This window comes from Deinococcus proteolyticus MRP (assembly GCF_000190555.1).
Lineage (GTDB): Bacteria > Deinococcota > Deinococci > Deinococcales > Deinococcaceae > Deinococcus > Deinococcus proteolyticus.
In genome coordinates this window covers 46,526-67,927 of sequence record NC_015162.1, presented here as the reverse complement: position 1 = coordinate 67,927, position 21,402 = coordinate 46,526, and the positions used below count along the sequence as shown (strand labels likewise).

Annotated in this window: 16 protein-coding genes; all 16 read right to left on the bottom strand. The window is 61.8% G+C overall.

What is annotated here, in order from left to right:
* Window positions 1-3 precede the first annotated feature (3 nt).
* The 16 genes from DEIPR_RS11935 to DEIPR_RS11855 all read right to left on the bottom strand — a co-directional run bounded on the left by DEIPR_RS11935 (window position 4) and on the right by DEIPR_RS11855 (window position 21,402).
* The gene (locus DEIPR_RS11935; protein ID WP_013615841.1) at window positions 4-669 is read right to left on the bottom strand and encodes a PRTRC system protein B; all 666 of its coding nucleotides are present in this window, start codon (window positions 667-669) and stop codon (window positions 4-6) included.
* 19 nt (window positions 670-688) lie between these two features.
* Complete coding sequence (locus DEIPR_RS11930; protein ID WP_148231988.1) at window positions 689-1,804, bottom strand: hypothetical protein; 1,116 nt, start codon at window positions 1,802-1,804, stop codon at window positions 689-691.
* A 211-nt stretch (window positions 1,805-2,015) separates the two neighbouring features.
* Entirely contained in the window at window positions 2,016-2,714 is a 699-nt protein-coding gene (locus tag DEIPR_RS11925) for a PRTRC system ThiF family protein (protein WP_013615839.1), read from the bottom strand.
* A complete protein-coding gene (locus tag DEIPR_RS11920; RefSeq protein ID WP_013615838.1) occupies window positions 2,711-3,415 on the bottom strand; it encodes a hypothetical protein in 705 nt (234 codons plus the stop codon). Before DEIPR_RS11920 ends, DEIPR_RS11925 begins: the two co-directional genes overlap by 4 nt.
* Before the next feature lie 106 nt (window positions 3,416-3,521).
* Entirely contained in the window at window positions 3,522-4,547 is a 1,026-nt protein-coding gene (locus DEIPR_RS11915) for a hypothetical protein (protein ID WP_013615837.1), read from the bottom strand.
* Between the two features lie 213 nt (window positions 4,548-4,760).
* On the bottom strand, window positions 4,761-4,964 hold the full coding sequence (locus tag DEIPR_RS11905) for a PRTRC system protein C (RefSeq protein WP_013615835.1): 204 nt from the start codon (window positions 4,962-4,964) through the stop codon (window positions 4,761-4,763).
* A 166-nt stretch (window positions 4,965-5,130) separates the two neighbouring features.
* A complete protein-coding gene (locus DEIPR_RS11900; RefSeq protein ID WP_013615834.1) occupies window positions 5,131-6,243 on the bottom strand; it encodes a PRTRC system protein E in 1,113 nt (370 codons plus the stop codon).
* A gap of 81 nt (window positions 6,244-6,324) precedes the next feature.
* Window positions 6,325-7,350, bottom strand: a complete 1,026-nt coding sequence (locus tag DEIPR_RS11895; protein WP_013615833.1) for a hypothetical protein — start codon at window positions 7,348-7,350, stop codon at window positions 6,325-6,327.
* Window positions 7,351-7,354: 4 nt separating this feature from the next.
* Window positions 7,355-8,995: a UvrD-helicase domain-containing protein gene (locus tag DEIPR_RS11890; protein WP_013615832.1), complete on the bottom strand. Its 1,641-nt coding sequence runs from the start codon at window positions 8,993-8,995 to the stop codon at window positions 7,355-7,357.
* A gap of 18 nt (window positions 8,996-9,013) precedes the next feature.
* On the bottom strand, window positions 9,014-11,002 hold the full coding sequence (gene topA / locus DEIPR_RS11885; protein ID WP_013615831.1) for a type I DNA topoisomerase: 1,989 nt from the start codon (window positions 11,000-11,002) through the stop codon (window positions 9,014-9,016).
* Entirely contained in the window at window positions 10,999-11,223 is a 225-nt protein-coding gene (locus tag DEIPR_RS14250) for a hypothetical protein (protein ID WP_013615830.1), read from the bottom strand. The genes topA and DEIPR_RS14250 overlap by 4 nt, the downstream gene beginning before the upstream one ends.
* Window positions 11,224-11,227: 4 nt before the next feature.
* Entirely contained in the window at window positions 11,228-13,381 is a 2,154-nt protein-coding gene (gene recD2 / locus DEIPR_RS11875) for an SF1B family DNA helicase RecD2 (RefSeq protein WP_013615829.1), read from the bottom strand.
* Window positions 13,382-13,504: 123 nt separating this feature from the next.
* Window positions 13,505-14,038: a single-stranded DNA-binding protein gene (locus DEIPR_RS11870; protein WP_013615828.1), complete on the bottom strand. Its 534-nt coding sequence runs from the start codon at window positions 14,036-14,038 to the stop codon at window positions 13,505-13,507.
* Entirely contained in the window at window positions 14,035-14,262 is a 228-nt protein-coding gene (locus DEIPR_RS11865; RefSeq protein ID WP_013615827.1) for a hypothetical protein, read from the bottom strand. Before DEIPR_RS11865 ends, DEIPR_RS11870 begins: the two co-directional genes overlap by 4 nt.
* 132 nt (window positions 14,263-14,394) lie before the next feature.
* The gene (locus tag DEIPR_RS11860; RefSeq protein WP_013615826.1) at window positions 14,395-19,554 is read right to left on the bottom strand and encodes a helicase-related protein; all 5,160 of its coding nucleotides are present in this window, start codon (window positions 19,552-19,554) and stop codon (window positions 14,395-14,397) included.
* Window positions 19,555-19,617: 63 nt separating this feature from the next.
* Window positions 19,618-21,402 carry a VWA domain-containing protein gene (locus tag DEIPR_RS11855; RefSeq protein ID WP_013615825.1) on the bottom strand — a complete coding sequence of 595 codons (1,785 nt, stop codon included), beginning with the start codon at window positions 21,400-21,402 and terminating at the stop codon, window positions 19,618-19,620.

The window sequence follows — 21,402 nt, the reverse complement described above, 5'->3', positions numbered from 1 at the left end:
GATTCAGCTCCCGAACAGCTCAGCGAGGGTTTTCCCGGTCGGCTTGAGCAAGGTGGTAGGAAAGGTGCCCTGGCGGGCGGCCTCGTGCAGGACTGCGGCGTAAGGTTGTTCGGTCAGCAACTGGGGCCGGCCGTGGGTAAATGCAGAGCGGAAATACGCTTCGCTGTACTCGGCAGTGCGCCGCGGATCAAGGTGGTCCGGCAGTTCGGTGCTGCCCAGGCAAACTTGCTGATTGCCGAAGACGTTCATCAGTGGTGCGTGGTAGAGCTGGGTGTCCAGATCCGGGCGGGCATCTCCGTTCAGGGCATACACGCTCATGGCTCCTGTTGCTGTGACCCGGAACAGCAGGGCCGGGAGTGGAATGGGCTCCTGAATCTGGACACTGCTGCTTTCATGGAAGAACAGGCCGCGTTTCTTTGCCGGTTCCCACCAGATCATCTCGTGGGTTGAGAAGCCCAGCACCTCACCGGGGAGGAACATCAGGCTGCTGTGGGCACGCTGGGCCAGCTCGGCGAAGAATGTATCGGTGACGGCGGCTCCGGCTCCGAAGATCAGCTGGCCGCCTGATTCGGTCAAGGGGTAATGCTGAACCAGGGTGCTGTGGGGACTGCTGAACAGCACCAGCGCGTCGGTGGCTTTCAGCAGTACGTTTGAGACAGGAATCTTCATACCCTTGCTGGCTTCAGCGTCAGCTGGAGAGGGGCTGAAGCAGACTGTTTTGTGGGCCTGCTGTCAGCAGCGTCATCAACCGCTCGGTGATGATCAGCGCCTGCTGGCAGATGTCCAGCAGGGTGCGGGCCGATCTGGCTTCTGCAGGGCTGTTGACTGGCAGCAGCAGCAGCGGCTCACATTCTTCGCCGCCGTTCTCGATCAGTTCCTGGTAGTCGCGGTAGAGTTCTTCTTCCAGGCTTTCCTGTCCAGGCCGGGTGCGGCCTGCCATGATGAAGCGGGCCGGGGCGCGTCCGGCAAAATTTCCCATCAGGTCCAGGCACTCGTCTCCCCCCGCGTCCAGGAACTCCGCGTTCAGGTTTCCCAGTTCTTCCAGGCACTCTGCTATCTCACTCAGGGTGCTCAGGCCGCAGCGCTCTCCCAGCAAGCTGATCTCCTCAAAGTCAAGTTCCTTGTGTGGTTTGGTGAAGACCTGGTAGGCCTGGTGTCCGAACGCCCGTTTCAGGTTTGGTGGCGAGTACGGGTCTTCTTTGGCGGCGGCAGCCAGCTGTGTGCTGGTTACGGGGCGCAGGGTCAACCACCCAGTGTCTTCTTCCTTTTGGAGCTGGTTGCTGTACAGTTCGTGGTTCAGTGACCGCCAGTAGCTCGCGTCGTCTTTTCTTGGGGCGTGCATTTCGGTGATGTCGCAGTAGGCGTTATAGGCCGTGTAAACCGGGCAGCGCAGGAAGGAAAACTTGCTGATTCCACTCAGGATGCTGCCGCACAGGTGCGGATGTACCCGGCCAAGCTGCCGGAACCAGCGTCCCGGCCGAACCGGTTCAGCGCGGCGTTTGAGCTGTACTTCCAGCCAAAACCCTTCTTCTTCAAAGGTATGCGCCCCGTCCAAGAGTTCAGTGTGCAGAAGATCGTGGGGGGCTGGGGTGTGGCCGAGGCGGTGCAGGTAGTCCTGCAGGTGTTCGCCGGGAGAGACCGGGAGTGGGGGCAGCACCCCGGCCTCAATCAGATGGGCGCACGTTCTTGCCAGTTCAGCGTTCCTTTCGTCCGTCCCCAGGAGCTGAAAGGCGGCCGGAACACCTGTCAGGGTCTGACCGGCCAGACTGATGGCCTGAAATTCAGGTGCCAGGTCAGCAGGCACCTCTTGAGGGGAACAGGGAACGGGCCCTGCTAGGGCAGCAGAGGGAGTTGCGGACTGGGCAGCGGGGCCGGCTGCGCAGTGGTGTGGCAGGTCTGAATGACGCGCGCCATTGTTCGGTCTGCGTCTGTGGTGCCCCGTGGTTGCACTGGTAATGAAGTGCTCAGGGAGGGAGGTTGGGCGAGCCACTGGATGGGACATATTTGCTCCTTGTTCATACCGGGATGCTCCGGGCGCTCAGAGTGTGGTTCTGGAGGCTGAAATAGCGTGCGTGATGCTGGATGCCCTTGTCTGTATGAATGAAGTTCCACAGCAGGTCGGCAGCGTGGGCGGCCACGTGTGCATTGACGAACAGGTCCTGGCGCTGAAGGGCTTCCATGGTGGAGCAGCTTGGGCCGTCGTCGGGCAGGGCCGTGTCCATCAGTTCCGGGTGCAGTTCAGTGGCCAGGGGAAGGACACCCGCCCTGCCCAGAATCACCTGGCCGGTGGTGTGGTCGTTGCCGCAGTCCAGCCACCACCACCGCTGCTGACGTGCGGCCCCGTGCAACTCGGCGCGGGTGCTGCGCGAGTCCACGCAGGAGATGACGATGTCGGCCTGTAGAAATTCGCCTGTGTAGTGCTGTGGGCGGGCGCGCCAGCTGACGTTGCCGGCCAGATTGATTCGCCGCACCAGTGTGATGGCCTTGTTCTGTCCGAGGTCTGGGGTGCTGAAGCGTTGGCGGACCAGGTTGGATTCGGACACCTGGTCCGCGTCGTATACGGTCACGTCCAGGCCGGGCTGCTGCAAGCTGATCAGTGCCTGGTGTAGCCGCAGCAGGTGGGAGAGCAGTTCGCTGCCGGTGCCGCCCGCGCCGATCAGGGCAATCCTGGCGGTGCATGGGTGATCGCCGAACAGGGTGAGGGGTGTGTTCATAGACGGCTCCCCTGGATGACGTCCCCAAGGGTTTGTCCGGTGGGAACCAACCACTGCGGGTCGAAGTGGCCGCGTTCCTGGCAGAGTTCAAGCAGGTGCTGGTAGCTTGCGATGGTGTCTGGCAAAAAGACGTCGCCGCCTGTGCTGTTCGAGAGAAAGAACAGGTCCTCGTACTGTGCCAGTTGGGAGATGTTCGGGTCCTGGGGCAGTGGGACGGTGCCCCGGCACATCTGATTGTTGATAAAGATATTCATGTAGGGGGCGCGGTACAGCGGGGTATCTCCCTGTGGACGGTCGCTGCTGCCTAAGGCGTAAACGTGCAGTGTGCCTGGACCGGCGATGAACAGCAGGTGGGGATGAGGGAGTGGGACGCCGTCGAAGGCCTGGACGCTGCGGTTGTTTGAACGCAGGGCCATCGGCCGGACGCGCCCCGGCACGGTCCAGGCGATACGTTTGCCGGAGATGGCGATGATTTCCGGGGGCAGCAGGGTGAGCTGTTCCTGGCGCAGGCCGTTCATGTGCTGCATGGCCTGGATCAGCTGTTCGGTCACCTGCTGTCCTGGTCCCAGGACGGCTCCCTGTTCAGTCGCCAGGATGTCATGCTGGTAGGCCATGTGCAGTTGTCCGCCCGGAGTAGCGTAAACGATGATGGCTTTCTGGGCGCGCAGTTCGCTGAAGGGGGTCTGAAGTTCGAATTGCATGCCGCTTTGGCTTTCCGGCGCGAGCCGGAAGAGGGAGCACGGAGGCTGCAGCTTCGGGGTGGCAGGGCGCACTGACCGGACTGGGTAAAAAAAGGGAGGAAACCTCTCAGGCTTCCTCCAGGGTGCTGCACATGTTGTCGGCGGCCAGCAGGGTGAGAATCAGTGCATTGGTCGCTTCGTAAACTGCTCCGTGCAGGGGAATCAGCTCTCTGGCCAGGGCGATGTCCTGTGTTGTGGCGACGTTGGCCCACAGCTGCGGGCAGTGGCCTTCGCCCATCATGTACATCTGGTGTTCTTCTTCGAGCACTTCGCGTTCCAAGGTGTTGTACTTGTACTTTGTCTTTTTCGGATCGCAGAAGCTGAACGCGGCCAGTGGGGCTATGCCTTCTCCCTGGTCGTTGTACCGTTCATTGTTCCAGTCATGTGGTTCGGCTTGGCTGAGCGTGTGTGCGGCTTCAGCCAGCGCTGCGATGCGGCTGAGGATCTCTGGGAGCAGGAACGGCTCGCGTTCACTCCAGGCCCACAGCTCGTCCATGCTGAGGCGGTCCGTGCTCGTGCCCGTGCAGATATCGAAGGTCACTTCGCCCACCACCGCCCTGACGTTTGCCGGATTGTAGGGATGGGTATCGTGGATTTCCTCCTGTTCAGCGCTCAGGGTGCCGTCCACGTCCTCTCCGTCCAGTTCCAGTTCTTCGAGGATCCAGGCGCGGAACCCGTCTTGGAATGTCGGCCCGCCCCACCAGTAACGCTCGCTCAGGTAGTTAACGGTGTTTGTGACCGTATACACCGGCCAGGCTGGATGCTCTGCCGCGTGAATGGCCAGCAGCAAGCTGGGCAGCAGTCTGGGATCACGGGCGTTCAGGAAGTGTCCCAGGTCATACAGCTCGTGCGCCTCACAGCTCACCCGATGGTATCCGGTGAGCTGGTACGGGAATTGCCGGCGCTCGTCGGCAGTAAAGACCAGTGACAGGTCGCGTTCCAGGGGTCCCCTCACCTTGCTCAGGCGCGTAAGATAGCCGTCCACCGTTTCGCCTAGTTCGGGAGGCAGTGCGGGCAGCAGTCCCCCTTCGATCAGGTTGGCCAGCACTTCCCCTGTTTTTTCCTGATGGTTCAGGGGAATCGTGAGCGGCACGCCGTCCAGGAGGATGCCACGCAGGCCGATTTCACTGAATTTCAGGGCAGCAGTGGAATCTCCAGGCTGGAGAGCGGGGGCGGCACAGGGTTTGGATCCGGGCGCAGGTTCACAAGTACCCGTCCGAGCACCAAGCCGCCGCCGAGGTCGGCGCTGTTCAGGCTTCCGGGGCGCGCTCTGGTTTGCTCGCGGAGCCACTGTGCGGGGCACGGCTCAGCCCTTGGTTCCGAGTCGGGTCTTGGCGACATACACTTCCTTGCCGTCCTTGTACTCGGGGGCATCCACGATGGCGGTGGCCAGTTCCGGGATGTTGATGGCATGCATCTTCACCACCTCGTCCACGGGCAAGGTGGGGTTGAGGTCGGCCAACTCCTGGCCATTGAAGACGATTTTGCGCTCGACAGGTTTGATGGTCATGGGGATTCTCCTTGGAAAGGGGGCTGCAAGTAGAGTTGGGGCGGGCAATAACGTGCAAATAAAGAGTGAATGAGGTGATCGGAGGTATTTGCCCTGGCTGCGCTTTGCAGCCAGGAGGGGCAGGGCAGCCAGGAGGGACAAGGCCGCCAAGAGGGTGGGGCGCGGCTCAGCTGAACAGATTTTCCATCTCGGCTTTGAGGCGGATTTCCAGCACCTGTTCTGCGCCGGCCTTGACTTCAAAGCTTTGTTCGGTGCTGACGTGACCGGGGTAGGACGCCTTGGAGGTGTATTTGCCGGGGGGCAGCTCGCGCTGCATGCCGGGCTGCAGTTCTACTTTTTTGCCGTCCGGGCCGAAGGTCATCAGTGCAGCTCCTGCAGGGATGGTGGTGAGCACCACTTTGCCGCTGGTGGGTTTGGCGGCGGGTTTGGCGGCAGGTTTGGTGTTTGCGCTGGCTGCCGGTTTTTTCTTGGTGGCGTCTTTCCGTGCCTGTTCGGCATTGGCCCGGACCTGTTCGAGGTAGCTGACCGTTTGCCGGGCCACGCTGCGGCCTTCCCGGTAGGCCAGCAGGTCCTGAATCAGGGTGCTGTCCAGTTCCGAGGGCAGTCCCAAGGATTCCAGCGGCACGGCAGTGTTCGTCTCGCCTGTGAGCGCTCTCGGCTGGATCACCACCCGGAGTTGCTCACCGACGCGGCTGACCGCAAACAGCAGGCTGTCGCCGTCCCCCAGGGTGGCCGCCAGTTGCGAGAGCCAGCCGCTGCCGATGGCGTCCCCGTTGGCCCAGTCGGGTTCGACCAGACCGTCTGCCGCCTGGAAGCTGGCCACTGTGGCCGGCGCTGCGGGCTCGGCTTCGGCTTCGGTGGTCCCGGCTTCAGTGTTTTCTTTCTCGGTGCTGCTGTTTTCCTCGTTGGCGTCCGTCTCTTCTGCTGGTGCCTCCTGCGGCACTGCCGGTTCGGGGGGAGTCTGAGGTGCGGGCTGCACTGGGCCGGGTTCGGGTTGCACTGGGTCAGGCTGCGTGGCGGGGGTAAACGGCACGTTCTCGGCAGTGCTGGCCGCTTTGGGGGGCATGGCGAGTGCTCCGCCCTGGCTGAATGTTTTCAGCTTGTCCAGCAGGAGTTGCGCCTCGGCAGCGTCGCTCTGTGCGCGGCTGTGCTGTTTGTACAGCGGAGCGATGTTCGCTTCGAACACTGCTTTGTCGCGCTCCTTGAGCAAGATGGTTTCAGCTTGCAGGTCGGCCCAGATTTCGGCGTGTGAACGGATATGTTTTGCGGGTTCGGTCATGATGCCTCCATACCGCTTTGGCCCCTGCGCCGCTGTGTGCGCAGGGGAGGGACAGAAGCTGGAGCCGGACCGGGCGTGGACTCACATGCTGGCGCTTTGCAGGTGAGGCAATTCCTCGGCAGCATTGGTCAGGATGACTTCATCTTCAGACATTTCCAGAATGGTGCTGAATATTTCCACGCAGAGCACCGGCTTGAGCAAGGCAGCTTGAACTTTGAGATTGAGTATGACATCAGTGTCCGGAAGAAGCTGGAGCGGGTGATCGGGCCTGAACGCGGCCTTGAGTCGCTGCACCGACTTCATGTGTTCTGCGCCGACGTGCTGCTGCAGCAGGTAGACCGGGTGTTCAGGCATGCCGTCCAGCAGATGCAGGAAAGCGCGTGCTCTTTTGTGGTCGCTGCCGGCACTGTACGCTGCGTGACCTGCTGCACCGAGCGCCAGCAGGTACGTCCATTCAGCCAGTTCTTTTTGGATGTTCGGCAGGTGACTTACGCTCCACTCATACTGCGCCGATTGCAGAGCGTGTTTCAGTTCTCCGTACATCTCTGCGCCCAGCTGATCGCACATTTCCAACAGGAACCAGTAGGCCTGGACACTGTGAAAAGTCCGGTCCACAGCGCGCCACATGGGTCGCTCGTACAGTCTCCAGTACGGTGTATATCCGAAATAAGTGCCGCCGCAGCGTAGATTCAGATGGGCAAGGTCGTCGACCATCCGCTGAGCAAGTGGTTGCTCGGTGCTGCGGCTCAGTGCGGTCAGCTGTGTGACGACCGCCGCGAGGTCCAGTGCATCCACATAGAATTTCTCTGGGTCGTACCACCCTTCGGTGGACGCCCGGTAGGCCTGGGCAACGCCAGGCTGCACCAGAACATTCCATAGATGGTGCCAGCGGAGATGGTCGGCCATCGCTATCTGTGTGCGCCGCATGGACCGCCCCAGCGTCAGCAGACCGATGGCACGCTTCTGAAGCGCAGGTTCCTTGAGACTGGCGTTCAGCAGCGCCTGCGCTTCTGCTGCGTATGGGTCGCCCCATAATCCGCGCAGCATGTCGAGGTCGGCTTGCAGCTCTTTGAAGTTCTGCCGGGCTTTCAGAAATTTGCGGAACATGGCCTTACTCTATGCCCCGCGCATGGTCCGGAATCTTGTTCACCCCCGCGTCGACGAAGTACATGGCCTGTTTGGCCCGTGTGTAGGCGACGTATTCAGCGCACTGTTCAGCGTACAGTTCCGCTTCGCTCTGGGCCCTCTCGCAGGGGAACTGTTCAGCAGCCAGAATCCAGACCGTGTCCGCTTCGAGGCCTTTGGCGCCGTGTGCGGTGGTGAGAATCACGCTGGTCTCCTCGTCACCGCTGAACAGGGCCGTGATACTGTTCAGCAGCCCGCCCATCACTGGCTTTTCGGTGTGTTCGCAGACCATGTTCAGCACCGCGTTGCGGTCAGCGATGGTCGCCAGGCGCATTCCGGCGTCCTTGCCGGTCTTTTCTTCCTGCGCTATGGCCCGGTCGCTCAGGTGCTGGCAGTACCCGTCCAGCCGCTCCAGAAAGGTCTTCAGCGGGATGCCGTCGCGGTACTCGCTTCGCTGCACCTGGCCGTCAATAAAGCATGCGGCGTCTTTTGCCATTGCCCTGAGTGTCCGGCTGACGTCCTTCCCGCGGACCAGTGCGGGGACTCCGGCCCCGATCAGCTGGTAACACCACTCCACCAGTGGTGCGTTCGTCCGGGCGATGGCCAGGTCGCCGGGCTGGGCGCAGCGCAGGAACTCCTCGCCGGATACGTTTTCCACGCTGCCTTCTCTCGCGCCCGGTGCGGCCTCGATGACCGGGAAGATGCTGCGGGCCACCTCGATGACCCGTTTTGGGCAGCGGTAGGAAATGCTCAGGGGGTAGGTCTGCGCCCCGAACAGCTGCGCGAACAGATTCATGGCCGCCTGGTCTGCTCCAGTAAAGGCGTAGAGGCTCTGGCGGGGATCGCCCACACCGATGATGCGGCTTCCCTCATGGGTGACGGACCTCAGCAGCTTCAGCTGGCCCCGGCTCAGGTCCTGCAGCTCGTCGATCAGCAGCAGGTCATAGGGCTCATTCAGCGTCCACCCGTTCAGGCTGGGGGCCAAAGTCTGGTCCAGAAAGGAGCGTACGCCTCCTGGTTTGACCATTGAAGTGCCTTCGCGCAAAATCCGGTGGGTCAGCGCGTAAAACGTGTCCTCCGCGCCGGCGATGGGGGCGTCCACCAGCGTCATGTACTCGGCCCAGTCCTCACGGGTCATGTCCAGGCCCAGATCGTGGCCGACATGCAGGTCCAGGCACGACAGGACCCGTTCTTGCAGCTCGCGCTGCACTTTGGGTTCCCGCTTGACCGCGTGGACGTGTTCCTCGGTCAGCAGCTCGTACTTCTTCGGTTCAAAGGTGATGCCAGGGCATTCCTGACGCACGATCAGGTCCCCCAGCGAGCTGACTGTCCGGACGTCGAAATTGGGAGGAAATCGCTTCTTGACCTCCTTGACAATGTGTTTGTTGAAGGCCAGCATGCCGTTCTTGCCGCCAAGAACGCGCAGTCGGCCCAGTTCGTCGGCAATCATCTCCAGCAGCGTGGTTTTGCCGCTGCCGGGGCCGGCCAGGATGATCATGCGCCGCTGGGTCTGCAGGTCCTGCAGCACAGCCTGCTGTTCGGCGCTCGGCTCACGTTTTTCCCGCACGACGACTTTGCCCTTTGCGCCGCGGCGAACCTCTTCCAGATGGTCGAATAGAGTGGTCATAAAGCCTCAGAGTGCCGTTCAGGCGAGGGATGTGTTCTTGCGGGTGCTGGATTTAGAGCCAGTGGTTTTCGGGCGGCTGGCCCGCTGACCTCTTACGGCCTGTCCATTCATCAACCGCTCCAGATTCTTTTCGGTCAGTTCCTCGGACAGCACTTTTTCGTGCAGTATGGCGGTCCGTCCCTGATAGCTTAGGGTCACCTCACTGTTTTTGCTGCTCAGCACGGCTCCTGGAAAGCCGGGCACGGCCACTTGTGGGGCGGCCACGCCTGCTTGCGCGATGGATAAGGCCAGACCGTTTTTCCAGACCGTGTCGAGGTACGTGGTGGCCCGCAGCTCCCCCCCTGCGATGCGGTCAAGGTCTTCTTCCATGCGGGCGGTGAAGTGCCGGTCCACGATGCTGGGCAGCTGCACGCTCAGGTAGCCGGTGGCCACCAGTCCGAGCGGTGTGACGTGCAGCGCCCCTTTTTCGTTGACCACATAGCCGCGGTTCTGGAGTGTTCCCAGGATGCTGGGATATGTCGAGGGTCTACCGATGCCCACTTTCTCCAGCGCAGCGATCAGCTTGCCTTCGGTAAAGCGGGCTGGGGGCTTGCTCTGGGCGCTGGTGACCTCTGCGCCGACACACGGTATGCTCTGCTGCTTTTGCAAGGCGGGCAGTGAGGCGTCCTCCTCCCCGTCTTCTTCGTCTTTCAGCAACTGCAGGTAGCCGGGGTCGGTGATGACCGTTCCGGCAGCGGCCAGCAGGTGCCCTTTTCCGCTGTCCAGCAGGACGCTGGTGCGTTCCCCGGCGGCGTCTTTCATCAGCGAGGCCAGCGTCGTTTCGTAGATCAGCCGGTAGAGGGCCAGCTCGTCTCCCTCAAGGCCCGTTTGCTCTGGGGCCGTGAATTCAGTCGGCCGAATGGCTTCATGTGCTTCCTGGGCGTTGCCTTTCGCCGCGTGCCGGCGCACCTGTTCGGGGAGCACCTGCGCCCCGAACAGCTCCCGCAGTACGTTTTGGCCCAAACGGACCGCCTCGTCGCTCAGGGCCGGGCTGTCGGTCCGAATGTAGGTGATGAGGCCCTGCTCGTAAAGACGCTGGGCGGTGTCGGCTGTCTTTTTAGCGCTGAACTTCAGTTTGCTGGCCGCCTGCTGTAGGGCACTGGTGGTCAGCGGAGCGGGAGCGCGGCGCACCAGTGGCTTCTTCGAGACCTGCACCACCGTGAGCGAGGAGTTCGTGAGGATGCCTGCCGCCTCTTTGGCCTGGGCGCTGCTTAGCAGCAGATGCTCCTGCGCGTCCGCTTTAAGTGCGCCGTCCGGGCCGAACGACGCCGGGGTGGCGATGGTCTGTGTGCCGAGGCGAATCAGTGTGGCCTGAAACTCCGGGGCCGTGCCGATGCGGACCTTGACCCCGTTCACGCTGGCACTTGCAAAGCCCATGCGTGCGTGCTCACGGCCTGCGAGCATCATCAGCGCCGCCGACTGGACCCGTCCTGCCGAGTGCGAGCGGCGCTTGTCGCTCGTGCCCAGTGCCTTCGAGACCAGCGGGCTGGAGCCGTAGCCCACCAGCCGGTCCAGGATGCGGCGAGATTCCTGGGCAGCGACCAGGTTCATGTCGATACTTCGTGGGTTGGCGATGGCCTTTTTGATGGCGGTTTCCGTGATCTCCTGGTAGGTGACCCGTTTTGGCGCTTTCAGTCCCAGCTCCTGTGCGAGGTGCCACGCGATGCTCTCCCCTTCCCTGTCCGGGTCGGTGGCCAGCAGCACTTCGTCAGCGTCCTTGCAGGCATGTTTCAGGTCACGGATGATCTTTTTCTTGTCTTCGTACACCAAATAGACCGTGCGGTAATTTCCCTCCACGTCTACCCCGAGGTTGATCCAGGGCAGTGCCCGGTACTTCTCCGGAATGGTCTGCCCGCTGCCGGGCAGGTCGCGTACGTGGCCCACACTGGCCCGAACGGTCCATCCGCTGCCGAGAAAGCCCTGAATCTTTTTGGCCTTGGCCGGCGACTCGACGATCAGGAGGTTCAAAGTGTTTCCTCCAGGCTTCTGGCGGCATGTTCGAGCAGCAAAGGGAGCGGGCCCTGCAGGGTTTTCAGGTGGGAGCCGTCTTCCGCTGTCAGTTCGGCCCGGTTGTGTTGCGGGTAGCTGAGATGTCCTCGCGTTTGGTTGCTGGTCAGCTGGATCAGGAATCCTTCAGGCTGGGTCCAGACGTCGTACTGGGTGGTGCTGAGATAAGGCAAGTCCGGCATGCTTTCATGGTGCCTGTAAATCCGGTTGGTCTGGCGCGAGGTTCCGTTCAACCCGTGTTCGCAGCTTGGTCAGTCGTTTGAGTTGCTGCTGTCCGGCGGCGCGGGTCCAGGCATGACGTTGCCCGGCTGAATGGAAGCTCTCTTTGGCACGGGTGAGGGCAGTGTAAGCCAGATTACGTGTCAGCATTCGTCCGTGAACGTCACTGAGGACGCCGATTACCACAGGCCACTCGCTGCCTTGTGAGCGGTGAATTGTCAGGGCGTAAGCGAGCTGCAGATCAAAGGCCTCCTTGCCTTTGATGGTGATCACTTCCCCGTCGAAGATCACCTTCATTTCTTTGTCTTTGACCTCTATGACTTCACCGATCATGCCATTGAAGATCCCGAGGTCGTAATTGTTTCTGGTCTGCACGACAGGATCACCGCTGCGGCAGGTGCTGCCGGCAATCGTGATTTCTTGCCGTCCCCGGGCCGGATTGAAATGGGCCTGCATCGCTTCGTTCAGGGCTTCGGTTCCCGCAGGTCCTTTTTTCATCGGTGCCAGGATCTGGGCCTTGCTGGGGCCGCCCAGGGAGGCGACCAGTTGACAGACCACGTCAGGCAGACGTTCAGCGCGCGCTTCGGTGTGGTTGAGCAAGTGGTTGGCGGGCGCTGCATTCTCTGGGAAGTCTGGGGCTTGCCCGCTTTGCAGGGCGTGAGCGGCGCTGATGATGGGGTTCTTGGCGGCTTGCCGGAAGACCTGGGTTAGTGTGGCTGTTGGGACCAGATGAAGCAGGTTGTTCAGCGGTTCACCGGCTTCGACGGGGGGCAGCTGTGCCGCGTCGCCGAGGAGGATGACCCGTGTGCCGCGTCCGGTGGCTGCCAGAAGGTGGTAACTCAGCGACTGGCCCATCATTGAGGTTTCATCGACGATCAATACGTCCACGTTCAGCGGGCAGTGCTCGTTGTGGTAAAAGTCCTTTCCTGTGCTGCCCAGCAGACGGTGAATCGTCACAGCTTCTTGGCCAGTCGTTTCTTCCAGACGCTTTGCTGCTTTGCCTGTTGGGGCGGCCAGGGCCACACTGAGGCGCGAGTGATGGGCCACTTTTAACATGGCTCCCACAGTGGTGGTTTTACCGGTACCGGGTCCGCCGGTCAGGATGCACAGGCGGTGGTTGGCCGGCAACTCCAGCGCGGCCCGCTGCTCCTCAGACAGGTGCTTGCCGATGTCTGCTGGAATGCTCCAATTGCTCTGAGGTGGCGTGCTGAGCAGTTCCGTGATGTGTTTGGCAAGCTCGACTTCCTGTTTCCATGTGGATTTGAGGTACAGGGCCCTTTCTTCTCCCTCATAGGTTTCTGAGATGATGTGCCCCGCATCTGTGGTCATGGTCAGCGCCGCTTCGGCTTCTTGTTCGGTGCAGCCCGTGAAGTGTTGAATGCCTCCTATCACGCGGGAGTGAGGCAAGTAGGTGTGGCCCTGCGACTGCTCGGCTGTTTCGAGGGCATGCCGGGCTGCTGCGCTCAGCCGCCGCGGGTCGTTTGCAGCGTACCCCCGCTCCAGTGCCAGCCGGTCTGCCATGCCAAAGCCGATGCCTTCGACACGCATCAGCGTGTACATGTCGACTTCAAGCTGTTCGAGTGCGGTGTGTCCCAGGTGGTGTTGTACCCGGTTGGCCAGTCTGGGTGACAGTCCCAGTTGCTGAAGTCCAATGATGTTGAGGTGGGCGGCGCGGTAGCTTTTCCACCCTTCGGTGATGCCGGCATACACCGTGCGGGTGATGCCCTTGATACTTAAGAGTTTTTCTGGATCTTTATCCAGCAGGTCAAATACACCATTGCCGAATTCGTCGGCCAGGGCTTTGCCGATCTTGGGTCCTATGCCTTTGAAGTTGTACTGAAAAAAAGCCGCGATGCTGCCCCTGTCCAGTTGACCGGGTTTGCCCGTAGGTGTCAGCCGCAGGGCACGGTACTGGTATCCCCAGCGTGCGTTTTTCTCTTTTGTAAGTTCGGCCTCGAAGCCGTCGTACACATCGATGACCGGCATGTGCCCCACCACTGTGGCATCTGGTATGGCTACGCCTTCAATGATGAGGTCGGCCGTGATGACGCAATACTCTTTATCGTCTGAAACGTAGCGTACCTGCACAACGGTGCCATTGGCTTTGAATGTCTGAGTCATGGGAGTCCTTAAAGGGTGGGTCTTGGCGACCACCAACATAGAGCTGCTGAACCTGCTGCGCTGAGTGTGAGGGCCAGATAAAAAAAGGCCCCGGCAAGCACCGGGGCCAGACAGGTGTGAGGTTTAGGCGCGGCTGGCGGCCTGCATAGGCACGCCTTGGCGAGAAGGGGCCTGCGCCGCGCGTTCATCCCTGCGGGCCGGGTTTTGCTGGGTGCTCTGCGTCTGTGCCGGTTTGGCAAAGCGCTCCTGACGTTTGCCGCCACGGAACATGGCCAGCGTCACGTACTCAATTTCGCCGTCCCCTTTTTCCCGCAGATGCTCGGGGTCGGTGGGTTTGGCACCACGGCTGTACTTGACGGCTTTGGGCAGCTTCAGTTTGCGGCTGTCGACCGCTTCCAGCTCGCGGCGGCGGTAGGCATGGCCCCGGTGCAGAATCATGGTCTCGCCTTCGGGGTTGGTCCATTCGCGGGCACCGATCAGCGCCCAGTCGAAGTCGTCGCTGTTGTCCAGGGGGAACTGATAGCCGCCGGCGGGCACCTCGCCCGAGGTCCAGCCCAGGCGGCCATAGTGGCGCTGAATGTCCAGTACCTGCTCAGGACGCTCTACGTCTACGGTGACTTTCGCTCCCAGATCGGTGGTGAATTCGATGTGAATCATTGCTCCTCCATGTGGCTGTAAGCCTGCGCGTCTTCTTCGAAAATTTCGGTGATGTTAAAGCCGTCGGAAGAGGTTTCTCCGTACTGATCTTCGTAGTCCCCGTTCAGGTCGTTCTCGCGGATCTTCGTCTCGACGTCTTCGTCGCTGAGAGGGGTTTCGGACTCGACGGTCACTTTGATGAGGGCCGCTTTGGTCGCGGTCACGGTGCGGTGGTATCGGTACATGACTCTCCTTGTGGGCGCTGCTGAATTGACGGAACCGTGTGGTTCGGTCTGCGCCCTATCCGTTTTCTGTTCCCGCGGAGGGGGAGGGAAAGAGGGGGCAGGGGCGGGGTCTTCTCCCCCGCCCTTTGCTGCTCAGGCCGCTTTCACGCGGCTTTTGATCAGGTTTGCGCCGATGGACTGCGCGGCCACCTGAGCGAACTGCTCTTTCAGGGCGTCGCTTTCCTTGACCGCCAACAGGCGTTCGCGGCCTTTCGGGCTGGCGCACAGCACCGCCACGCCGAGGATGCTCAGGTGTGAGCCGTCCGGACGGACCATGACGTGCAGCACCGTGGCCCCCTGGTTGAGGTGACTGCGCACGGTATACGCCTCTGGGCGGTCCAGCAGTTCCCAGGCATTGCCGTGAAGGCAAATCGTCAGGACGCCTTCTTGGTCCTTGGGCTTGAGGGCCGCGCCCTGCGGATTGATGATGTGAATCTTTGCCTGCGCGTCCCAGGACATGGTGGTGGACTGGGCCAGGCTTTCCTCCTGGTAATGCTCAGGGTAAGGGCTGGGCTTGAGCGGCAAGCCTCGTAGGCTGCGAATGTCCTTGTTCAGGTGGACACCGCCTGGGCTGACCAGCGTGGCCTCTTCACTGCCGAAGGACGTGACTTCCCAGGTCTCTCCGTCTATGTCCACCTGCAGCCCGATGTGCAGTGGCAGCTCTCCATAGATGGCGATTTCACCGCGGTACTTCAGCAGTTTCCCGAAGGGGAAGTCCTTCAGTCGCTCCACGTCCTGACTGAGCCGGGCAAAGGCCCGCTGCTTTTGCGTCACCAGGGTGTGGTCGTTGGCCGTCCAGCCCAGTTTGCGTTCATTGGCGATGTGGACCGTACTTCTGAGCGAGTTGCGAACGGCAATGGCCGCGCTGAGCGTTTCCATCTGCCGGCGCAGCTGCGCCTTGGCCGTCAGTTCGCTCAGATGGCCGCGTTTCTCGTCGATCTGGGCTTTGGTGGCGTCCGGGTCGTCGGACATCAGCAGGGCCATCTGCTCGCCGTTGAACCCCCCAGCGGTGTTGCTCAGCTCATCCGCGTCGCCCCACAACTCCTGCTGCCACGCTTTCTTGCCCGACATGATGGTGTAGGTCATGGAATCGAACGATCCCCGCTGCAGCAGGTAGATGTTGCGGAGCTTCTTCAGGGTGTTGCCCTGGCGAGCGCCGCGTCCGGTGCGTTGGCGGATTTCTTCGAAGTTCCACGGAATGTCGGCGTTGATGATCATGCCGGTGCCGTACTGCAGGTTGAAGCCCTGGCCCAGCACGTCGGTCCCCAGAATCAGGGTCAGGTCGCCGAAGTTGTACCGGTCCTGGAGGTCCTGGCGCTCCACGCTGGATTTGTGGGTGTGGCTGGAGACGATCTCGATTTCCCTGGCCGGGTACCCGCGGGCGACCAGCACTTCCTTGAGGCGCTCGAACGCTCCCCCCTGCTCCCCGATGCTCATGAACACGATGGCCTTGTGGCCTTCGGCGCGGTTTTGCTGCACCAGTTCTGCAATGGCTTCAAAGCGCGGATTGGCACAGTCCAGTCCCATCAGCGCAGGCTCCACGGTCAGCTTGCGCATCTTGGCCATGATGGCGAACGGGTGCTTGTCGCCCCGCGCCCTGGGATCAGCGGACCGCGCTTCGGCCCGCAGCTGGGCGTAGGCGGCCGATTGCTCGGGGTGCATGTCGATCATGACCTCTTCTGCCTCAGCTTTGGGTACGTCCAGGGGCGTGCCGTCCGCTTTGACCACTTCTGGATCGCCGTAGCTGCGGGTGATCACATAGCCGGAAATGATGCCGCGAAGTTCTTTCAGGCGCTGGAAACCCGTCACACAGGGCCGAATGTTCACTTCACCGTCGCGCCCGGCAATGATGTCCGGCTCGATACGCAGGTACTGCTCGACCAGGACTTCCTGGCTGAGCAGCCCGTAATTCGGCAGGTCGTCGGTGACCTGCGAGAGCATCGAGAACACTTCCATCGGTGAGTTCTTGACCCAGCTGGCGGTGAACAGATAGGTCTGCCCCCCCTGCTCGCGGATGTACCTTCCCTTGTGCTGTGCATCAATGGCCCGCTGCGCTGTGCCGCCGCTGCCCAGGAACTGCGGCTTCTCTCCAAAGACGCTCGGTGCGTCATAGATGTTGCGCAGTTCATGGCCCTCATCGTGCGCGATGAAGTCACAGCCCAGCATCTCGAAGCTCAGGTCGCCTGGGTGCGCCACCTTGACCTTGGACATCAGCAGGCCAAAGGTTTCGGTTTCCCGGACCAGCTGGTCGCGTTTCTTGTGCTTCTTCCCGTCTGCGGCGTCGTAGCGGTCCTGGACAGTCAGGTCCCGCATCACCTGGGGGTCGGTTCTGAGCATTCGCTCACGGGTATCACGCTGCATGCCGATGCCGGTGAAGCTCTCCCGGCTCATGATGATCAGGTCGGTGGTCCCTGCGGCGAGCTGGGCGATCTTGGCCTTTTTGATCTCAGGGCTGTCCTCGGTCCATTCCTGGATCGGTTCGCCCTGGTCATCAATCATCACTGATCCGTCCAGCTTGCGTTTGTACACCGGCTTGCCCTCCCGGTCCACCTTGGGGGTCATGCCCACGATGGTGACCCGCCAAGACGGCAAGGCGCGCTGCACGCTGACGGCCCAGTTGGACACCAGGCCAGCCGGAACGCAGATGATGGGCCGCCGTGCCCGCCCGCACTGCTTGAGGTACGCCACCAGCAACAGCGTTTCAAAGGTCTTGCCCAGACCGACGTCGTAGTTGTTGATGATGCCGGCGACTGCGGCCATAATCCGCACGTCCGCAGCCTGATACGGGTGCGGCGTGGGCCCGCGCCAGTCTGTGATGTTCAGCGGGCGGGTGCTGCCCTGTGCCCTCACGTTCGCCCCACGTGTCCAGGTGTAGGCCTCTTCCATCTCCTGCACGAATTCGCTGTCTGCCAGCCACCCTGAGAAGTGGTTTTGCACTGCGTCCTCGTAGGCCTGGGCGTCATCAATGACCACAGCCCGCGCGGCGGCTTGCTCCTCGCGGGTCATCTTGCTTTTGTCCTCAATGCGCTCCAGCTGGGTTTTGTGATTCAGGTACGCTTCAAGCGCCTGTGCCCGCTGCTGGTTGAACTGCGCGGCAGCGGCCTGACCTTCTTTGTCAGCACCGCCACGCCGGCTCAGCTGCACCGCTCCTCGCTCACGGATGACGCTGACCAGTGGCTCCTCATCTTTGAGGCTGCCAAGATAAGCGTTCACCCAGGCTTCCAGGATATGGACCGGAATCACGGGATCGCGTGGCGAGAGACGGATATCGTTGATGGGCACCCGGCGCACCAGCGACAGGAAGGTGTCGGCCTGCCGCAGCAGTGCTTCGCGTTCATACCCCCCGTACCCCTGCGCCTGCTTCTGGGCCAGCTCGGCACGCAGCAGGGCGTTGCCCGCGAAGTAAACTCCTTTTTCCACCCACAGTTCTCCAGTAAAGGCAAAGTGGGTTTTCAGGAGCTTTTCCGCGTCGCTTTGTGAGATGCCCGCGTACTGCATCAGGTTGGCCTCGGTCAGCGCCAGCAGGTCGGCCAGTTGCAGTGCGGTTTCCAGTGGTGTACCGGGGGTCAGAGGCAGCTCAACCTTCTTGGGTTCAGGAAGCTTGAGCCCCTCTTCTCCCAGGCTGGCCAGCAGGAGACCGAACAGCGGGTAATTGTGGCTGAGGCGGGTAAGCTGCTTGACTGGGTAAGGCCCATGCTTGCGCTGGAACTCCCGGTCCAGGAGTTCGACCTGCCCGCGCAGTTTGGGTGCCTCGGTGCGGTTTTGGTTCAGTGCGTCGAGATAGAAGTTCAGTTCTTGCGTGACGCGCATGGCGTCCTTGATGATGGGTGAACCGAAATCGTCGACCGGCTGCCACTGGCCCAGGCGGAAGACGAAGCGTCCTCCTGCGGTTTTGGTGCCGTCCGCAATGGCATGCAGCGGTGCCTGGGCGGCACGGATGGCTGCTTTGTCGGCCAGTTGGGGCACGCGAATCCGGATGGTCCCCAGCACGCTGTTCAGGCTGACCGCTTTCGCTTTCTGCGCGGCGATTCCCTGCTCTGCCGCTGTGCTCAGGGAGGACTCGCTGATGTCACCTTCCAGCAACGGTTGACCGTACCGCCCGTACGTGATGAGGTGAGCACTGCTCAGGCGGCAGCTTGCGCTCCAGCTGCTCAGGGCGTACTCTCGCTGACCGTCCTTGCCGTTGTCCATGACCACGCTTTCACCCTGAATGAACTTCTGGATGAGCTGACGCTGGATCATGTCCTGGCTGTAATCCACCATCAGTGTGGTCAGTTCCTCATCGGTGAGTTCTTCCACAGCTTCGGCCACACCCACGTCGTGCCGGCGCAGCAGGGCAATGACGGTGGTGATGCCGGCCCCGCTGGCCTTGAACGCGCCGGTGGGCACAGCGATGAGATGCAGAGGCAGTGTGGTGGCCAGCAGTTCGCGCCGGAACGCCTGGTGCTGTTCCCCATAGAACAGGTTCAGCGGCAAGACGGCGGCGATCAGTCCCCCGTGGCTGACGCGGCGAATGGTCTGACGCATGATGTACCGTTCAGAGCGGCTTTCTTCCGGTTCATGCAGGTCGCGGGTGTTGCCGCGGTTGCCGAACGGGGGGTTCATGATGGCCATGTCGAAGCTGGGCACGCTGGAGCGGGTGGTGAAGCGCTCGAACGGCACTGCATAGATGGCCGCGTGCGGCAGGATTTTTTCGGCAATCAGTGCCGCGTCCTTGTCGTACTCCACGCCGGTCAGTTCGGTGTGTTCCGGTGCCCCGATCAGCAGCGCGCCGCTGCCGCACGTGGGGTCCAGCACCCGCGCCCTATAGGGCCGCTTTTTGCTGGGCTTCTTCATGCCTGCTTCCAGCATTTGCCACATCAGCTTCGCCAGGGCCTGTGGGGTGTAATAGGCGTCGATGCTTTCCCCGATGCCGCCTCCACCGGAGTACCGGCGCAGGATGTCTTGGTCGGGTTCGCGTTTGCGGGCTTCTTCCAGAGCCAGTGCGTTGGCTGTGCGGCGGGCCTGTTCGCCTGCCCCGGTGAGTTCGACGCCCATCGGCGTTGGTGTGGGCAGGGGGCTGAGGCCTGGCTGAATCACCATGTCAGGGTTTTCACCTGTGCTGGACAGCAGTTCGCTGTTCATCTGCTCAGGCAGAGCGGGCACGGCAGGGCGGGACTTGCTCAGGTGCAGCCGGGGAAAGAGATTCGGCGTGTTCAGGCCGAACAGGGCGAGGAAACCGGTCAGGACCTCAAGCGCGTAGGAAGTATTCATAAGCCGCCGGTCACGGTGCGGGCATGGCGCAGCCATGCTCCCGCCCGTGAGGGACATCTTTGTTCAGGCCAGCGCCTGCATCCGCTTACGCTGGATGTGGGTCTTGATGGTGCGGGCAATGTCTTGCAGGTCCATCACCGGCATGGTGTAACCGAAAGCGGCGGACCACTGCACGCTGTTGAACGCAGCGTCACCAATCAGCACCGGCAACACCATACGGGTCTCGTTCTGCATCAGCGCTGCGCAGTGGGCCTGGTCATACCGGTCAATGGCACCATCACTGATCACCACGATCACTTCTTCTTCACCGGGCTGGGCCGTGTTCAGCAGCAGCATGTCCATTGCTTGTGCGAGGTTGGTGCCTCCTTCGGCGCGGAGCCGTGCAACAGCCCTGTACTGCTCTTTCGTGCTGGTCCCGTAATCCCCGATGGAATACACCTGATCGTTGAACGCCATCAGGTCGGTGCGGCCCTGACTGAGCTCGGCAGCGCGGATGACCATCAGGGCGGCCTGACGCGCGGCTTTGAGCCGGGGTCCTTGCATGCTGCTGGAAATGTCAATCGCCACTTTCAGAACGTAGCGGTCAGGTTTCCCAGGCTTCACGCGGTGGCGGAAGTAACGTTCACGGCCCTGCTCGTAGTGACCGTAGGAGAAGCGGCCTTTGGTCCGGTGCGTGCGGGTGCCGGCCGGCCGTGTGGGTGGCGCCAGTGCGGTCGCCAGTGAGCGGGCCAGCCCCTCGATTTCGCGTAGGGGGTCATCTGAAGTCTCTGGGGCCAGCGGCGGCTCTGGCAGCGCTTCGCCGTGACCTGCGCTGCCCGTCGCCTGCTCCTCACCAGCCTCCTCCCCTGCTTGCTCGCTGAGAGGGTGTTGCAGCGAATTGCGCTTTCCTGCATCCGGTCCATTGGCAGTGCTGCGGCGGTCATGTTCTGCAGGGGAATTCTCGCTGCTTTCCGTTTCGCTTCCGGAGCTGAAGTCTTCGCCCGTCTCTTCGCCCGTTTCTTCGCCCGCCTTTTCGCCCGGGCCCTGCCCATCTTCAGACCCAGCCCTGCCAGTCTCGCCGGCTTCTTGCTCGTCAGAGTCGGCATCACTGCTGCCGGAGGCCTTTGAACCATGCTGAGCCTGCGGGGAGCGGGGCGGGCGCTCTTCGGGTTGAGACGCGTTGCTTCCTCCACCGTCGGCACTGGTTTCAGGTGGGGCCGTGCGCTCCTCTTCAGGCAGCAGGTCGATGATCTCTTTGGCAAGTTGCAGCGTGCCGGCACGGTCGCTTTCCCAGGCGGCCTCGACCCGGGGACGGATTTCGTTCTCCCACAGGTCATTGTTGGCTGTGGTAAACGGAACGTCCGGACGGTCGTGCGCCCACCGCCAGACCAGGCAGGCAGTGGGCAGGTCCAACCCCTCAGTCTGGTGCAGACTGAGCATGACATCTCCAAGAAAGGTGAAATCGCTGTACAGTTCCGGGAAACGCCGGACCATGCAGCGTTCCATCCGCTCGTCTTCAAGAATGTTCCAGATATCTCCCAGCAGCGGCTCGGTAGGCCTTGCATCACTGAACTGGACGTGTCCCGCCTCGTGGGTGACTGTCGCCCGCAGCAGCAGGCTGAGGCGGTCATGGTCGTGGCCTGGATCGAAGCGGTGGGTTCCCCGTTTGGTATCAAGGATCTCCCGCAGTTCCGGGTGCAGAATCAGCGTTTTATTCTGGGTACTGATACCGGCAACCACTCCACCCTCTTGAATGTCCAGGCGGTATTCCCGGGTGCGTGCAGCCATGTTGAACAGCGACTGAATCCAGTTGCGCCACTGCAGTTGCTGATGCCACGGCAGCGTGCCGTGTCTGGGTTGATTGAACAT

Coding starts and splice junctions, on each gene's coding strand:
- DEIPR_RS11935 (WP_013615841.1), bottom strand. CDS start 669: ATGAAGATTCCTGTCTCAAACGTACTGCTGAAAGCCACCGACGCGCTG.
- DEIPR_RS11925 (WP_013615839.1), bottom strand. CDS start 2,714: ATGAACACACCCCTCACCCTGTTCGGCGATCACCCATGCACCGCCAGG.
- DEIPR_RS11920 (WP_013615838.1), bottom strand. CDS start 3,415: ATGCAATTCGAACTTCAGACCCCCTTCAGCGAACTGCGCGCCCAGAAA.
- DEIPR_RS11905 (WP_013615835.1), bottom strand. CDS start 4,964: ATGACCATCAAACCTGTCGAGCGCAAAATCGTCTTCAATGGCCAGGAG.
- DEIPR_RS11900 (WP_013615834.1), bottom strand. CDS start 6,243: ATGACCGAACCCGCAAAACATATCCGTTCACACGCCGAAATCTGGGCC.
- DEIPR_RS11895 (WP_013615833.1), bottom strand. CDS start 7,350: ATGTTCCGCAAATTTCTGAAAGCCCGGCAGAACTTCAAAGAGCTGCAA.
- DEIPR_RS11890 (WP_013615832.1), bottom strand. CDS start 8,995: ATGACCACTCTATTCGACCATCTGGAAGAGGTTCGCCGCGGCGCAAAG.
- DEIPR_RS14250 (WP_013615830.1), bottom strand. CDS start 11,223: ATGCCGGACTTGCCTTATCTCAGCACCACCCAGTACGACGTCTGGACC.
- recD2 (WP_013615829.1), bottom strand. CDS start 13,381: ATGACTCAGACATTCAAAGCCAATGGCACCGTTGTGCAGGTACGCTAC.
- DEIPR_RS11870 (WP_013615828.1), bottom strand. CDS start 14,038: ATGATTCACATCGAATTCACCACCGATCTGGGAGCGAAAGTCACCGTA.
- DEIPR_RS11865 (WP_013615827.1), bottom strand. CDS start 14,262: ATGTACCGATACCACCGCACCGTGACCGCGACCAAAGCGGCCCTCATC.
- DEIPR_RS11860 (WP_013615826.1), bottom strand. CDS start 19,554: ATGAATACTTCCTACGCGCTTGAGGTCCTGACCGGTTTCCTCGCCCTG.
- DEIPR_RS11855 (WP_013615825.1), bottom strand. CDS start 21,402: ATGTTCAATCAACCCAGACACGGCACGCTGCCGTGGCATCAGCAACTG.